13 protein-coding genes are annotated in these 15,150 nt (G+C 62.4%); 8 read left to right on the top strand and 5 right to left on the bottom strand.

From position 1 onward, the window contains the following. Positions 1 to 93: 93 nt before the first annotated feature. Positions 94 to 1,188 (bottom strand): EamA family transporter RarD, encoded by a 1,095-nt coding sequence (gene rarD, locus ABIE35_RS01350; protein ID WP_354512089.1) that lies wholly within the window; start codon positions 1,186 to 1,188, stop codon positions 94 to 96. A 117-nt stretch (positions 1,189 to 1,305) separates the two neighbouring features. Between rarD and ABIE35_RS01345 the strand changes: the two genes are divergently transcribed. The 6 genes from ABIE35_RS01345 to ABIE35_RS01320 all read left to right on the top strand — a co-directional run bounded on the left by ABIE35_RS01345 (position 1,306) and on the right by ABIE35_RS01320 (position 9,079). Then, complete coding sequence (locus ABIE35_RS01345; protein WP_354512088.1) at positions 1,306 to 2,760, top strand: FAD-dependent oxidoreductase; 1,455 nt, start codon at positions 1,306 to 1,308, stop codon at positions 2,758 to 2,760. A gap of 89 nt (positions 2,761 to 2,849) precedes the next feature. Next, positions 2,850 to 4,208 (top strand): GAF domain-containing protein, encoded by a 1,359-nt coding sequence (locus tag ABIE35_RS01340; RefSeq protein ID WP_354512087.1) that lies wholly within the window; start codon positions 2,850 to 2,852, stop codon positions 4,206 to 4,208. A 96-nt stretch (positions 4,209 to 4,304) separates the two neighbouring features. Then, the gene (gene exaC, locus ABIE35_RS01335) at positions 4,305 to 5,828 is read left to right on the top strand and encodes an acetaldehyde dehydrogenase ExaC (protein WP_354512086.1); all 1,524 of its coding nucleotides are present in this window, start codon (positions 4,305 to 4,307) and stop codon (positions 5,826 to 5,828) included. A gap of 104 nt (positions 5,829 to 5,932) precedes the next feature. Next, positions 5,933 to 6,943 (top strand): alcohol dehydrogenase AdhP, encoded by a 1,011-nt coding sequence (adhP, locus tag ABIE35_RS01330; protein ID WP_354512345.1) that lies wholly within the window; start codon positions 5,933 to 5,935, stop codon positions 6,941 to 6,943. After that, positions 6,943 to 7,359: a DUF779 domain-containing protein gene (locus ABIE35_RS01325; protein WP_354512085.1), complete on the top strand. Its 417-nt coding sequence runs from the start codon at positions 6,943 to 6,945 to the stop codon at positions 7,357 to 7,359. Before adhP ends, ABIE35_RS01325 begins: the two co-directional genes overlap by 1 nt. 166 nt (positions 7,360 to 7,525) lie before the next feature. Beyond that, positions 7,526 to 9,079 (top strand): APC family permease, encoded by a 1,554-nt coding sequence (locus ABIE35_RS01320; protein WP_354512084.1) that lies wholly within the window; start codon positions 7,526 to 7,528, stop codon positions 9,077 to 9,079. A gap of 84 nt (positions 9,080 to 9,163) precedes the next feature. On the opposite strand, the gene ABIE35_RS01315 is transcribed toward ABIE35_RS01320, so the two are convergent. From ABIE35_RS01315 to ABIE35_RS01300, 4 genes are all read right to left on the bottom strand, one after another. Then, complete coding sequence (locus ABIE35_RS01315; RefSeq protein ID WP_354512083.1) at positions 9,164 to 9,799, bottom strand: DUF2461 domain-containing protein; 636 nt, start codon at positions 9,797 to 9,799, stop codon at positions 9,164 to 9,166. 132 nt (positions 9,800 to 9,931) lie between these two features. Then, complete coding sequence (locus ABIE35_RS01310) at positions 9,932 to 11,413, bottom strand: catalase (protein WP_354512082.1); 1,482 nt, start codon at positions 11,411 to 11,413, stop codon at positions 9,932 to 9,934. 14 nt (positions 11,414 to 11,427) lie between these two features. Next, positions 11,428 to 11,904, bottom strand: coding sequence for a Fur family transcriptional regulator (locus tag ABIE35_RS01305; protein WP_089595887.1), 477 nt, complete (start codon positions 11,902 to 11,904; stop codon positions 11,428 to 11,430). Positions 11,905 to 11,934: 30 nt separating this feature from the next. Further along, positions 11,935 to 12,711, bottom strand: a complete 777-nt coding sequence (locus ABIE35_RS01300; RefSeq protein WP_354512081.1) for a hypothetical protein — start codon at positions 12,709 to 12,711, stop codon at positions 11,935 to 11,937. Between the two features lie 104 nt (positions 12,712 to 12,815). Here ABIE35_RS01300 and ABIE35_RS01295 point away from each other — a divergent pair, with 104 nt between their 5' ends. Beyond that, on the top strand, positions 12,816 to 14,087 hold the full coding sequence (locus ABIE35_RS01295) for an MFS transporter (protein WP_354512080.1): 1,272 nt from the start codon (positions 12,816 to 12,818) through the stop codon (positions 14,085 to 14,087). A gap of 110 nt (positions 14,088 to 14,197) precedes the next feature. After that, on the top strand, positions 14,198 to 15,067 hold the full coding sequence (htpX, locus tag ABIE35_RS01290) for a zinc metalloprotease HtpX (protein WP_089595884.1): 870 nt from the start codon (positions 14,198 to 14,200) through the stop codon (positions 15,065 to 15,067). The last annotated feature ends 83 nt before the right edge of the window (positions 15,068 to 15,150 follow it).

The raw sequence follows: 15,150 nt of genomic DNA, 5'->3' as shown, positions 1-15,150 counted from the left end.
AAAGTTTCCGCAACCTTATGTCCGAGTCCCGGCTCTCTCAACAGAAATGAACAGAACTGCACAGCCCGTGATGGGACCAAACAGCGAGTGCGCTTAGGCGCCCGCAGCAGCCAGCCGGGCCTTCTTCTTCAGCACGGAGTTCTTCCTGGTGGTGCGGAGCATGTCGATGGTGAGCAGGATCAGGGCCAACCACACCACACAGAAGCCGATCCAGCGGGCCGTGGTCATGGTTTCGTTGAACACCGTCAGGGCCACGACGAACTGGAGGACCGGGGCAAAGTATTGCAGCAGGCCGATGGTGGTCATGGGCAAACGGCGGGCTGAAGCACCGAAGAAGAGCAGCGGCACGGCCGTGATCACACCGGAAGCCACCAGCAACCAGAAGTGGCCGGCGCCCATGGTGGTGAGTGTTTCAGCGCCTGTCACACCCAGGACCACCATGGTGATGGCCGCGAATGGAGCCAGGACGACTGTCTCAACGCTCAGGCTGGTGAGGGCGTCCACCTTGGGTCCCACACGCTTTTTGACGAAACCGTACAGGCCGAAGCTGAAGGCCAGGATCAGGGCAATCCATGGGAGTTGGCCGTAGGAGAAGGTCAGGACTCCCACTGCGACGAAGCCGATACCCACCGCAGCCCACTGCAGCGGTCGGAGCTTTTCCTTCAGTACAAAGACACCCAAGAGGACTGAGACCAACGGATTGATGAAGTAGCCCAGTGACGTCTCAACGGCGTGGCCGGTGGTGACCCCGAAAGTGTAGGTGAGCCAGTTGATGGCGATCAGGCCCGCTGCCAGGGCCAGGGGGCCGAACACGCTACGGTCCTTCACCGCGGCACCGAAAACCCGCCACGCCCGCGTGATGGTGATGAGCAGTGCACAGAAGAGCAGGGACCAGACAATCCGGTTGGCCACGATTTCGACTGCGCTGGCCGGCATCAGGACGAAGAAGTACAGAGGAAGAAGGCCCCACAGGCCATAAGCGCCTATACCGAAGAGGATGCCCGCCGTCGACTCGCTGCGTACTGGCTTGCCGGAACCCTTGCCAAGTTTGCCGACACCGCCGGTACTTTGCCCGCCGCCCCCAACTGTCGTCGTCGTGGGCTGGCTTGAAGAGGAAGAGCTGGCAGCTATCTGATCCGGAGTCGACACATTGTCGCCAACACCACGTAGGCACGCAATATTCCGCAATCTTGGTGAATTTCCGTGACTCCTGCCATATAAGCGGCCGGGCGTGGGGTGGACATCTAGAATTGGAATCTGCGCGCCCCAACAACGGCGTGGCTCACTGCTTCGGAAGGGCTAACGGTGTCCAACTCAGCCGCAACCACCCCCCAACGTCCGCTTCGCGTTGCCATCGTCGGCGCAGGTCCCGCAGGTGTTTACGCCGCGGACATCCTGACCAAATCCAACGAGGTCAAGGACGGCGACGTGGAGGTCAGCATCGACCTCTTCGAGGCATACCCCGCGCCGTACGGACTGATCCGCTACGGCGTGGCTCCCGATCATCCGCGCATCAAGGGCATCGTCAACGCGTTGCACAAGGTCCTGGACCGCGGCGATATCCGGTTCCTGGGCAACGTGACTTACGGCAGGGACCTGACGCTTCATGATTTCCGGGCCTTCTACGATGCCGTGATCTTCTCCACGGGTGCCATCAAGGACGCGGACCTGAACATCCCGGGGGTCGAACTGGAGGGTTCCTTCGGCGGCGCCGACTTCGTTTCCTGGTACGACGGACATCCGGACGTTCCCCGCGACTGGCCACTTGACGCCAAAGAGATCGCAGTGATCGGCAACGGCAACGTCGCTTTGGACGTTGCCCGGATGCTGGTCAAGCACCCGGAGGAATTGCTGGTCACGGAGATCCCGGACAACGTCTTCGCAGGTTTGAAGAAGTCTCCGGTCACTGATGTCCATGTCTTCGGGCGCCGTGGCCCGGCACAGGTCAAATTCACCCCCTTGGAACTGCGCGAACTGTCCCACTGCAAGGACGTGGACATTGTCCTGTACCCGGAGGACTTCGAGTTTGACGAGGCCTCGGACGAAGCCATCAAGACCAACAACCAGATCAAGACCATGGTCAACACCATGACCAACTGGTTGGTGGAAGAGCATGCCGAATCCGAGCAGCCTTCCTCCCGACGCCTGCACCTGCATTTCCTGCACAGCCCCGTGGAGATCCTCGATTCGCCGGAAACTCCCGGCAAGGTCTCGGGGATCAAGTTCGAGCGCATGCAACTGGATGGAACGGGCAACGTTAAGGGAACGGGCGAATTCATCGAGTACCCGGTGCAGTCCGTCTACCGTGCCATCGGATATCACGGTTCCCCTCTGGAGGAGCTTGAGTACGATGCCCGCCGCGGCGTCATACCGAACGACGGCGGTCGCGTCCTGGGTGCCGATGGCGAGCCCGTGCCGGGAATCTATGCCACGGGCTGGATCAAGCGTGGGCCGGTGGGGTTGATCGGCCACACCAAGGGCGATGCCCTGGAGACCATTGGCTTCCTCCTCGAGGACAGGCTCAACCTGCCCCCGGCCGAAAACCCGGATCCGCAGGCCATCATCGATCTCCTTGAGGAGCGAGGAATCGAGTACACCACGTGGGAAGGCTGGAACAGGCTGGATGCCCACGAGGCTGCCCTGGGTGCTGAGTGGTCCGCCGGCGAACGCTCCGCCGGCGAAGGCGAAGGAGACGGTGTGGTCCGCGAGCGCATCAAGGTTGTCCCGCGCGAGGAAATGATCCGGATCTCCCGCGGCTGACATTCTCCCTTCCCCGAACTAGACTTCACCGTACTGTCCCGCCCACCACACGTGCAGAGCACTGTTGATGCGGACTACCAGGGAGTTCGATGAGGAATCCAATCCATCCGCCTGTTCCAGGCAGCGACGCCGCGGCGCTGGTGCAAAAGCGTGCCCTGATTGGCCACGAGCGCTTGGACTCCCTCCGTCCCGGAACCATCCAGGACGGAACCACGCAAGACATCGTGGGGCTCCGCCGATTGGTGCGCGAGTCCTGGCAGCGTTCGGCCAGCCTGCAAGCCAACCCCGACGTCGCAGAGGCTCCCCTCGCGATGGACCAGGACGAGCTGGAGGAATACCGCCGGCAGCATCCGCTGGCCACCATCATGCCCGTGATCAAGAAGTTGCTGGTCCAACCCAGCCATGACAGCGGCCTGTTGGTGGCGGTGGGCGACGACGTCGGCCGGCTCCTATGGGTGGATGGTGACCCGGTGATGCAGCGCCGTGCTGAAAGCATGATGTTCGTGGCCGGCGCCGACTGGTCCGAAGCTTCCGTGGGCACCAGCGCACCGGGCACGGCACTCGCCCTGGACCGCAGCATCCAGATCTCCGGCGCCGAGCACTTCAAACGCTCCGTCCACCCGTGGAGTTGCACTGCGGTTCCCTTCCATGACCCCGACTCCGGGGCGTTGCTGGGCGTTGTGGACATCACCGGCACCGAAACCGCAGTGGCCGCGCACACCCTTTCCCTGGTGGAGGCAACAGTTGCCGCCGCCCAGGCGCAACTGCGGATCGAACGCCTGACGCTGGCCGCAGCGGTTCGTGAGAAGCCTCGACGCCGGAGCGCAGCCGCCACCTCCGGCCATGCCCTGTACCGCAACAGCCTGCAACTGTTGGGCCGTGACCAGGCCCTGCTCAGCATTGACGGCAGGACGGTGTCCTTGTCCGCACGGCACAGTGAAATCCTGGCCATCCTGGGCAGCCACCCTGATGGGCTCAGCGCTGAGGACCTCTGCGCCCAGTTGTACCCCGGAGACGGCTACTCTGCCACGTTGCGGGCCGAGATGGTGCGCCTCCGCAAAGTGATCCAGGAGCTCAGCCCGGACGCTGTTCCCCAGTCGCGGCCCTACCGCTTGCCCGTCGAGCTGCTTCCCGACTCCGGCCAGGTCCTCAACTGCCTGCAGCGAGGCGCCCACCGTATAGCCCTGGAAATCTACAAGGGTGCAGTCCTGCCACGCTCGGAGGCGCCCGGCGTCGTGCAGTTGCGTGAAAGGGTTTCGCACTTGCTGCGCGAGGCGCTGCTCAGCGACGGCAGCGTTGATTCGCTGCTGAAGTACGCGGAGCTGCCCGAGGCGAAGTACGACATCGACCTCCGCCTTGCCGTCTTGAAGCTGCTGCCGCCGCGCTCACCCAAGCGGGCCGCCGTCGTCGCTGACCTTGAACGGATCGAAACAGACATGACAGCGTGAGCTGACTCACATGGTTGCAACGTAGCTGCAACCTCGGGGCTCCTAGGCTCGGATCAATGGCGATAGCCACCGTGATTCGCAGCAAAGGAGCTAGCAATGACTGTTTACGCACAGCCGGGTGCCGAGGGTTCGAAGGTCACGTTCAAGGACCGCTACGAGAACTGGATCGGCGGCGAATGGGTTGCCCCGGTCAAGGGTGCCTACTTTGAAAACATCACCCCCGTCACGGGCAAGGCCTTCTGCGAGGTTGCCCGCGGCACCGCCGAGGATATCGAGCTGGCGTTGGACGCAGCCCACAAGGTCGCACCTTCCTGGGGAAAGACCTCCGCCACCGAGCGCGCGGCAATCCTCAACAAGATTGCCGACCGCATTGACGAGAATGTGGAGTTGCTCGCAGTCGCGGAAACTTGGGACAACGGCAAGCCAGTCCGCGAAACCCTCAACGCCGACATCCCTCTGGCCGCCGACCACTTCCGCTACTTCGCCTCCGCTGTCCGTGCCCAGGAGGGCCACCTCTCCCAGCTTGATGAGGACACCACGGCCTACCACTTTAAGGAACCGCTGGGCGTTGTTGGCCAGATCATCCCGTGGAATTTCCCCATTCTTATGGCCGTCTGGAAGTTGGCACCCGCGCTCGCCGCCGGCAACGCCGTGGTGCTCAAGCCCGCCGAGCAGACACCCACATCCATCCTGGTCCTCATGGAACTCATCGGAGATCTCCTCCCGGCCGGTGTAGTGAACGTGGTCAATGGCTTTGGTGTGGAGGCAGGCAAGCCGCTGGCTTCAAGCTCCCGGATACGCAAGATCGCTTTCACGGGTGAGACCACCACTGGCCGTTTGATCAGCCAGTACGCGTCGAACAACCTCATTCCGGTCACGCTGGAACTGGGCGGCAAGAGCCCCAATATCTTCTTTGACGATGTTGCGGACCAGAACGACGCTTTCTACGACAAAGCCCAGGAAGGCTTCACGCTCTTTGCCTTCAACCAGGGTGAGGTCTGCACCTGCCCGTCCCGTGCGCTGGTCCAGGAAGGCATCTATGACTCCTTTATGACTGACGTCGTGGCCCGCACCAACAAGATCATCCAGGGCAACCCGTTGGATACCGAGACCCAGGTTGGTGCGCAGGCATCGAATGACCAGCTGGAGAAGATCCTGTCCTATATCGACATCGGAAAGCAGGAAGGTGCCAAGGTGCTCACCGGTGGTGCCCGCGCCGAGCTCTCCGGTGACCTGGCAGGGGGCTACTACGTCCAGCCCACCATTTTCGAGGGCCATAACCGGATGCGCATCTTCCAGGAGGAGATCTTCGGCCCGGTAGTGTCCGTCACCAAGTTCAGCGACTACAACGACGCCATCGGCATCGCCAACGACACCCTCTACGGTTTGGGGGCCGGAGTCTGGTCGCGCAATGGAAATGTCGCCTACCGCGCAGGCCGGGAAATCCAGGCTGGCCGCGTATGGGTCAACAACTACCACGCCTACCCGGCAGGGGCTGCGTTCGGCGGCTACAAGTCCTCAGGTATTGGCCGTGAGAACCACGCCATGATGCTGGACCACTACCAGCAGACCAAGAACCTCCTGGTCAGCTACAACGAGAACAAGCTCGGCTTCTTCTAGGAGTCCTTGTACAGCAGATGCCCTTATGGAGCTGGTTTAAGGGCATCAGCTGTACAAAAACTCCCATCATTCGTTCAGATCAAAGGAGATCGTCAATGACCACCATGCAAGCTGCTGTCGTCACTAAGTTCGGTACCGACCTCGAGATCAAAGAAGTGGAAAGGCCGACGCCGGGTCCCGGCCAGGCGCTGGTCCGTCTCATTACGTCGGGGGTATGTCATACCGACCTGCACGCGGCCGAAGGCGACTGGCCAGTCAAGCCGACACCGCCGTTTATCCCGGGCCATGAGGGTGTGGGAGAAGTAGTGGCCCTAGGTGAGGGCGTCACGGATGTTGCTGTCGGCGACCTGGTGGGCAATGCCTGGCTGTGGTCTGCCTGCGGTGACTGCCAGTACTGCCGGACCGGGTGGGAGACCTTGTGCGAGTCCCAGCAGAACGGTGGCTACAGCGTGGATGGCTCGTTTGGCGAGTACATGCTGGTGGACACCCGGTTTGCGGCGCGGATCCCGGAAGGCTCCGACCCGGTGGAAGTTGCGCCGGTGCTGTGTGCCGGCGTCACCGTGTACAAGGGCCTGAAGATGACCGAGGCCAGGCCGGGGCAGTGGGTCACCATCTCCGGCATCGGCGGTCTGGGACACATTGCAGTCCAGTACGCGGTGGCCATGGGACTCCGGGTAGCAGCAGTGGACATTGCCGATGACAAACTGGCCCTGGCCCGCGAACATGGGGCAGAGCTGACAGTCAACGCCCTGCACGAGGATCCGGCGGAAGTCATTCAGCGGGAAACCGGCGGTTGCCATGGAGTCCTGGTGACGGCTGTGCATCCTTCGGCCTTTGGACAAGCCATTGGAATGGCTCGTCGTGGTGGAACGATCGTGTTCAACGGATTGCCGCCCGGAGACTTCCCGGCGCCCATCTTTGAGATCGTCCTCAAGGGCCTGACCGTCCGCGGTTCCATCGTGGGAACGCGCCAGGACCTTGAGGAGGCACTGGAGTTCTACGCCCAAGGGAAGATCAAGCCAACCGTCTCCACCCGGGAGCTTTCGGAGGTCAACGCGGTCTTTGACGAGATGAAGCACGCCAAGATCGACGGCCGCGTGGTGCTGAAGTTCTGATGAACAACACCAGCTTGGAGGCCGCGGTGACCCTGCCCGGGGAGGATTTCTCCCGGGTAGGGCTCACCGCGGTGTCCGTGGAACTCCTGCGGAAACTCTGGGACCAGCACGGACCGCTCATGTTCCATCAGTCCGGTGGTTGCTGCGACGGCTCCGCTCCTATGTGCTATCCGGCGGGGGAGTTCCTGACCGGTGACTCCGATGTCCTCCTGGGCAGGTTCGACATTGGGACCGGCGGCGAGCCACAGCCTCTCGAGTTCTGGATGTCCAAGGAACAGTTCAATTACTGGTCGCACACCCATCTCACCGTGGATGTGGTTCCGGGCCGGGGCAGCGGTTTCTCCGTTGAGTCTCCCGAAGGGAAGCGATTCCTGATCCGCTCAACACTCATGGACTGGGACGTGCCCAGCATTTAGGGTGGCTGGCTGGTGTGATCGGCGCAACGTGCCCCCATCACACCAGCCACACCTGTCACGGGAATTCTGTAGGCGTCTCACTATCTGGGATAAATATGGCCGTCCATTGGCCGGACACTATTCTTGATGAGTCCTATACCACTCCCATCCAGAATGTGGCATTTTTATGAACATTTTCAGGACCAAATCGATCGAGCAGTCGATCGCCGATGCTGACGAACCCGGTCGCAAGCTCAAGCGCAGCCTGAGCACCTGGGACCTCATGATCATGGGCGTCGCCGTCGCTGTCGGCGCCGGGATCTTCTCGGTTGGCGCCAAGGCTGCTGCAAACTTTGCCGGCCCGGCCGTCACCATCTCCTTCGCCATCGCCGCTGTCACCTGTGCTTTGGCCATCATGTGCTACGCCGAATTCGCCACAGCTATCCCCGTGGCAGGCTCCGCCTACGTGTTCACGTACGCCACCATGGGCGAGGTCCTCGCCTGGATCATCGGCTGGAACCTCATCCTTGAGCTCTTCACCGCAGCTGCTGTGATCGCCAAGTACTGGGGCATCTACCTCAGTACGGTCTTTGGTCTGATGGGCGTGGAGATGCCACCGTCGATCCAGGTGGCTGGTGTTGACCTCTACTGGGGTGCTTTCCTCATTGTTGCGATCTTCACCGTGCTGCTGGTGCTGGGGACGAAGCTGTCCGCCCGCGTCGGCAACGTTTTCACGCTGATCAAGATCGCCGTGGTGCTCTTCGTGATTGTGGTTGGCTTCAGCTACGTGAAGTTCTCCAACTACACCCCCTTCATTCCAGCCTCCGAGCCCACCGACTCCGGTGTCGCGGACGTTATGAAGCAGTCCTTCTTCGGCTTCCTCACGGGCGCCGCTCCGGCCCAGTATGGAACTCTGGGCGTCTTCGCCGGCGCAGCCTTGGTGTTCTTCGCCTTCATCGGCTTCGACGTAGTGGCAACCTCGGCAGAAGAGGTCAAGAACCCGCAGAAGACCCTTCCCCGCGGTATCTTCGGTGGCCTTGCGGTAGTGACGCTGCTGTACATCCTGGTCTCCCTTGCCTTGACCGGAATGGTCTCCTACACGCAGTTGGCCGAGGTAAAGAACCCCACCTTGACCACAGCTTTTGAGGCCGTGGGCAACACTGATGCTGCCAAGGTCATCGCGTTCGGCTCCCTGGTGGGCCTGACCACCGTGATCATGGTGCTGCTCATGGGCCTGTCCCGCGTGGTCCTTGCCATGAGCCGCGACGGACTCCTGCCACGCTCACTGTCCAAGACCAGCGAAAAGCGCTCCACTCCGGCCCGCCTGCAGATCATCTGTGGCGCAGCGGTGGCCGTGGTGGCAGGTGTCACCAAGGTGGACTTGCTCGAGGAAATGATCAACATCGGAACGCTCTCTGCGTTCGTGATGGTGAGCTTGGGCATCCTGGTGTTGCGCAAGAAGCGTCCGGATCTCAAGCCAGCCTTCCGTGTCCCGTTCGGCAAGGTCCTGCCGTGGGTCTCCGCAGTGCTCTGCTTCTACCTCATGACCAACCTTGCTGTTGAAACCTGGATCTTCTTCGCGATCTGGTTGGTCATTGGCATGGCCATCTACTTCGCCTACGGCCAGCGCAACTCCCGCCTGAACGAGAAGTTCGCTGCGGCCAAGGCCTCCGTCAACGGCGCTCCGGAAAGTCGCCGGGTCGACGGCGACGAGGACGAAGACAGCTACACGAAGGTCTAAACCAATCGCGGCAGCTTGTCAGACAGCAGCAGTCGCCAGCTCCACGAAGCGCCCGGAAGCCATTGGTTTCCGGGCGCTTCGACGTTACGGTGCCGCATGCGTACCCACCCACTCCACCAAAGGCCTCAGCACCTCCCAACGGGCAGCGATCTCATCCTTGGCTGCGGGAGTGGACGACCACGCAGGCTGACCCACCTCCACGCCCGCTGACAGGGACTTGTGCTTGAGCAGCTCCCCGCGCGGATGGTCCTTGTCAAAGCCCCGCGGAACGGTCTTGAGCTTCTCGCCCTCAATGGTGAAGCCTGCCGCCGCCACAGCCTCAACAATCCTTTGGAGTTCTTCCCCACTGTCCGGAGCGTCCACAGCAGCCCGGAAGCGCGCCAGCTGCGCCGGAGTGTGGGAGTGGTAGCCCCCGCCGATCAGCAAGCCATCGGCGCTGATCTGGACGTAGTAGCCAACGCCCTCCTGTGTGGCGGCAAAGGCCCCCTGAGCAGTCTTGTACGGTGACTTGTCCTGGGAGAACCGGATGTCCCGGTTGGGACGAAAGATCTTTGCTGGCCCGAACTGCGGCTCCAACTCTGAAAGGAGAGCTGTCATCGGCTCCCTGACCTCGGCGTCGTACGTGGTTTTGTGTTCAAGCCACCACTCGCGGTTGTTGTTCTCTTCAAGCTCGGCGTAAAAGCGGAATGCGGCACCAGGGATGCCTTCGAATGTGCTCATGTAAGGATCCTATGGACCCCACCAACGGCCCAGCCATAGGCCAGAAGAGCTATGTGGAAAACAAAAAGAACACCCCGCCGCGGAGAAGATCCGCAACGGGGTGTTCCTCGAAATGCTGTAGAGCAAAGACGCTTAGAGCTTGTTGGCTGCTTCGGCGTCGGACTCGGTCTGGCCTGCACCGAGGTTGGCGCGGAGCTTGGCGCCAAGATCGGAGTCAACGTTGGTCCAGTACTGGATTGCGCGTTCCTTGATGTCGGCGTTCTTCACGCCGCCAACAGCACCGGTGATGGTGTCCAGGAGGCGGGCCTTGGCAGCGTCGTCGTAGACCTCGCGGTACAGGGTACCGGCCTGGCCGAAGTCGTCGTCCTCAGCGTGCAGGGTGTGGGCGGAGAGGGTGAGCTCGCCGTCGTTCTCCCAGCCACCGGCGGGCGACGTCGGCTCAACGGCGGCCGGGCCACCAACGGAGTTCGGTGCGTACACCGGGGTGGACGGGGAGTTGAACAGGAAGCGACCCTGGCCGTCCTGGCTGTAGTTGTTGACCTGGTTCTTGGGCTGGTTCACCGGGATCTGTGCGTGGTTGGTGCCCACGCGGTAACGGTGTGCGTCGGCGTAGGAGAAGATGCGGGCCTGCAGCATCTTGTCCGGGGAAGCGGCAATGCCCGGTACGAAGTTCGACGGCGCGAAGGTGGCCTGCTCGATCTGCGCGAAGTAGTTCTCCGGGTTCTTGTTCAGCTCCATGGTGCCCACGTGGATCAGCGGGTAGTCAGAGTGCGGCCACACCTTGGTGAGGTCGAACGGGTTGAAGCGGTACGTCTTGGCGTCCTCGTAAGGCATGACCTGGACGTGCAGTTCCCAGGACGGGAAGTTGCCGTCGGCGATGTTTTCCTGGAGGTCGCGGATGTAGAAGTCCGCATCCGAGCCGGCAAGCTGCTCAGCCTGGTCACCGGTGATGGTCTTGACGCCCTGGTTGGACTTGAAGTGGTACTTGACCCAGAAACGCTCGCCGGCGGCGTTGATCCACTGGTAGGTGTGCGAGCCGTAGCCCTGCATTTCACGCCAGGAAGCCGGGAGGCCGCGGTCACCCATGAGCCATGTGACCTGGTGGGCGGACTCGGGGGAGAGGGTCCAGAAGTCCCACTGCATGTCAGCGTCACGCAGGTGGCTGCCCGGGAGGCGCTTCTGGGAGTGGATGAAGTCGGGGAACTTGATGCCGTCGCGGATGAAGAAGACGGGGGTGTTGTTGCCAACGAGGTCGTAGTTGCCCTCGGAAGTGTAGAACTTCACGGCGAAACCGCGGGGGTCACGCCAAGTATCGGGAGAACCGTTCTCGCCGGCAACGGAGGAGAAACGGATCAGCATGTCCGTCTCGACGCCCGGCTGCAGGAAGGCTGCCTTGGTGTAGGCCGAAACGTCCGAGGTGGTCTTGAACGTACCAAACGCGCCGCCACCCTTGGCGTGCACTACACGCTCCGGAACCCGCTCGCGGTTGAACTGTGCAAGCTTCTCCACCAGGTAGTGGTCGGTGAGGATGATGGCACCGTCAGCGCCGACGGACTTCGAGTGCGCGTCGGAGGTAACGGGGGCACCTGACTGGGTTGTTGAAATGGCAGTCATTGTTCTCCTTTTTCTTATTTCTGAGTTACGGAAGTTACGGGAAGCTGTTGTTTGGACTGGCAGTCCTGGCAGACGCCTTGGTACAGGACATCTGCGATCTGGATGGTCATGGGCTTGGAATTCTCATCCCAGTGCGGGGTGAGGCACGGTGCGTGTCCCACGGCGCAATCGACGTCCTCCACTTTGCCGCAGCTGATGCAGACGGCGTGGTGGTGGTTATCGCCCACCCGGGTTTCGTAAAGGGCCGGGGAGTGCGGAGGCTCAAAGCGTCGCAACATCTGCAGGTCCGTCAGGTCGCTGAGAACCACGTAAACGGACTGCGCCGTCAGTTCAGGAAGCTCTTTGCGGGCAGCGGCAAGAATGCCTTCTGCTGGAGAATGCGGATGGTGCTGGACTGCGGCGAGCACTGCCAGCCGCTGTTTGGTCACACGCCGGCCGTGGGCATGCAGGGCGGCTGCCCATTCTGCTTGCTCGGCTGTGTGATCTGTCATGCATTCATTGAAACACTTATTTTGAGGAGTTCACAATAAGGCAAGGCTAACTTCAGGCAAATTTAAGAGGTCCTCCAAGGGATTGACGTCTTCGGCAGCTGATCTGCGCACCGCATGGACCCGAACAGGGGGACCTGGGCTCGCCCCTTCCAGAGCCACGCAACTGACACCGCTGAAGCCGCCGGCCTGGGGGAGTGCGGTCAGGGCTGCACCCATCGCCAGCAATTCGACCGGCCTGACCTCGCTGATGGCCGCCACTTTCCTGACGGGTTGAATCACCGTATGGCGGGGACCCGCGTCCACAGCCCGGACCAGCGGTTCAGGCCCGGAATAAGGCTCGACGCCGGAACGCGCCATGGCGTCGAAGCCCGCCATGGTTTCCGGCCGCGCCAGCCGCAGTGCCTCACGCATGGCTGCGTCGGTGGCTTCCATATCGTGGTCCGGTTCGCCCTTCCGGCGGTGCGCCGGAAGCGACAGCTGCTGTCCCGGCGTCGTGGTTTCTCCGGCCCACCGGCCGAAGAGGTGGAAGGTGGGCGTCGACGATTCCGCCACCGGCTCCCCGATTGCTGAACCCAAGGGGTGCCATTGGTGGGTAAACATGATGGCGCACCGGGTGACGCCCAGGACGTTGGCCATAGCGGCACGGACCAGGCCGTGGCAAAAAAGCCAGTCGGCGGCTGACGGGTGTGCGAACTCTGTTGAGGGATCCGAGAGCCTGATCAGCACATGCCCGGCGGTGAGGGGGTGACGTGGCCTGGCGATCTCCCAAAAGGCCGAACGGTACAGCAATTGTCGCGATGCAACCATGTCAACTCCTTCCCCCGGGTGAGCCTACCAAGCGGAGCGCTACGGGCGGGAGAGCCCAAATGGGGCGGAACGCGGGCGGCGGAAGGCTCGTTTAAGGTAGGACGGTGGCGAAACTACTGGCAGACATCACTCCGCTGAAGGAGAGCCCTGCCTTCCGGCGGCTCTGGTTGGGTGCATCGGTGGCTGCCATCGGTACCCAACTGACGTTGGTGGCGGTCAGCCTGGAGGTCTACCGGCTCACCCAGGAGAGCTTCTATGTGGGCCTTCTTGGTATCTTCGCGCTGGTCCCGCTGGTGATCGCCGGACTCTACGGTGGGTCCATTTCGGACGCCTATGACCGCCGCAAAGTGGCCATCATCGCCTCCCTTGTCCTCTGGGCCACCACAGCTGGGCTCGCCTTGCAGGCATGGCTGGAGATCGGCAACATCTGGATCCTCTACGCCTTGGTGGCCATCCAAAGTGGAGCGCAGGGCATCAATGGTCCCGCCCGCAGCGCCATCATTCCGTTGCTGGTCCGCAAGGACCTGCTCCCTGCAGCCAACGCCCTGAGCATGCTGACCTTCGGCCTGTCCATGACTGCCGGACCGCTCCTGGCAGGCGTTCTGGTGGCCACCATCGGCTTCGGCTGGACCTATACGATCGATGTCATCAGCTTTACGTTCGCCCTCTGGGGCCTCTTCAAGCTCCCGCCTTTGCCGCCGTCCAAGGACGCTGTGCGGCCGGGCCTGCGATCCGTGGTGGAGGGGTTCCGCTTCCTGGGTACCCGCCCCAACGTCCGCATGACCTTCATCATCGATCTCATCGCCATGATCTGCGCCCAACCGCGTGCTCTGATGCCTGCCATAGGCGCCGTCATGATCGGCGGAGGCGAAGCCACAGTGGGCGTACTGCTTGCGTCAACGGCTGTCGGGGCTTTTCTCGCCGGCCTGTTTTCCGGCCCGCTGGGTCGGGTACGAAAACAGGGCAGTGCCGTGGTGTGGTCCGTGGTGGGCTGGGGAGCATCCATTGCCGGCTTTGGGCTGGTGGTGCTGCTCGCAGGCGATTCAGGCCGCGACGGCGTGACTCCCTGGTTGATTCCGGCAGCCCTGTGCTGTGCCCTTGCCGGTATTTCAGACTCCGTCAGCGCCGTCTTCCGCACCACCATCCTCCAGTCGGCCACCCCGGATCATCTGCGCGGACGGCTGCAGGGCGTGTTCATCGTGGTGGTGGCGGGGGGACCGAGAGTGGGGGACATGCTGGCCGGAGGTGTCACACAGTTCCTCAGCGAAGGCGGAGTGTTGCTGATAGGTGGACTCCTCTGCATCGTCCTGGCGTGGCTGGCTTCGCGCCTCCAACCCGGGTTCGTTGCCTACGACGCCAAACATCCGGTGCCGTAGCAGTGCCGGTCACCCCACCACCGTAGGCTGGGAGCGGAACACGACGACCGGCGTCGGCGTTAATCCGTACAGAACCCCTGCTGGAGTCGAAGGAAGAGGCAAGAACCACCGTGCACAAACACAACAATGGACTCAAGACGGCGGCACTGTTCGGCGTGCTGTGGGCGGTGTTGTTGGGTTTGGGCGCCCTCATCGCAGCGGGAACGCGCAGCACCACGCCCATCTGGATCATGGCGTTGATCGGCGTCGGCACCACCGCCTACGGATACTGGAACAGCGACAAGATCGCCATCCGGTCCATGGCCGCCTACCCGGTCACTGAATCCCAGGCTCCTCATCTGTACCAGATCGTTCGGGAGCTTTCCGTCAGGGCCAACAAGCCAATGCCGCGGATCTACCTGTCGCCCACCATGACCCCCAACGCCTTTGCCACCGGCCGCAACCCCAAGAACGCCGCCGTGTGCTGCACCGAAGGGATCCTGCACCTCCTGGACGCCCGGGAACTCCGGGGAGTGCTGGGGCATGAACTGATGCACGTGTACAACCGCGACATCCTGACCTCGTCGGTGGCTGCTGCAGTGGCCGGAGTCATTACGTCCGTGGGGCAGATGCTGCTGATCTTCGGCAGCGGGGACCGGCGCAACGCCAACCCGCTGGCCACCATCGCCATGGCGTTGCTGGCTCCGTTCGCGGCTTCGCTCATCCAGATGGCCATCTCCCGCACGCGGGAGTACGACGCCGATGAGGACGGTGCCGAGCTCACCGGCGATCCGCTGGCACTCGCCTCAGCCCTGCGCAAGATCGAGTCCGGCGTCACCCAGCTGCCGCTCCCGCAGGACCAGAAGCTCGTCAACGCGTCGCACTTGATGATTGCCAACCCGTTCCGGGGTGGCGGCATGCGGCGGATGTTCTCCACCCACCCGCCGATGAAGGAACGGATCAGCCGCTTGGAGCGGATGGCCGGCCGCCCGCTTTCCTAGGTTCACAGTGAACCGGTCACGCCCGGACTACGCGAACAGCCCGTCGCCGATGTAGCCGCACTGCCGGACTGACCTGGATGGGA

It is taken from the genome of Paenarthrobacter sp. 4246, assembly GCF_040546855.1.
Classification (GTDB): domain Bacteria; phylum Actinomycetota; class Actinomycetes; order Actinomycetales; family Micrococcaceae; genus Arthrobacter.
The sequence above is the reverse complement of the archived record's forward strand: the minus strand, read 5'-3'. Positions and strand labels throughout refer to the sequence as shown.

Coding starts and splice junctions, on each gene's coding strand:
- ABIE35_RS01340 (WP_354512087.1), top strand. CDS start 2,850: ATGAGGAATCCAATCCATCCGCCTGTTCCAGGCAGCGACGCCGCGGCG.
- exaC (WP_354512086.1), top strand. CDS start 4,305: ATGACTGTTTACGCACAGCCGGGTGCCGAGGGTTCGAAGGTCACGTTC.
- adhP (WP_354512345.1), top strand. CDS start 5,933: ATGCAAGCTGCTGTCGTCACTAAGTTCGGTACCGACCTCGAGATCAAA.
- ABIE35_RS01325 (WP_354512085.1), top strand. CDS start 6,943: ATGAACAACACCAGCTTGGAGGCCGCGGTGACCCTGCCCGGGGAGGAT.
- ABIE35_RS01320 (WP_354512084.1), top strand. CDS start 7,526: ATGAACATTTTCAGGACCAAATCGATCGAGCAGTCGATCGCCGATGCT.
- ABIE35_RS01315 (WP_354512083.1), bottom strand. CDS start 9,799: ATGAGCACATTCGAAGGCATCCCTGGTGCCGCATTCCGCTTTTACGCC.
- ABIE35_RS01310 (WP_354512082.1), bottom strand. CDS start 11,413: ATGACTGCCATTTCAACAACCCAGTCAGGTGCCCCCGTTACCTCCGAC.
- ABIE35_RS01305 (WP_089595887.1), bottom strand. CDS start 11,904: ATGACAGATCACACAGCCGAGCAAGCAGAATGGGCAGCCGCCCTGCAT.
- ABIE35_RS01300 (WP_354512081.1), bottom strand. CDS start 12,711: ATGGTTGCATCGCGACAATTGCTGTACCGTTCGGCCTTTTGGGAGATC.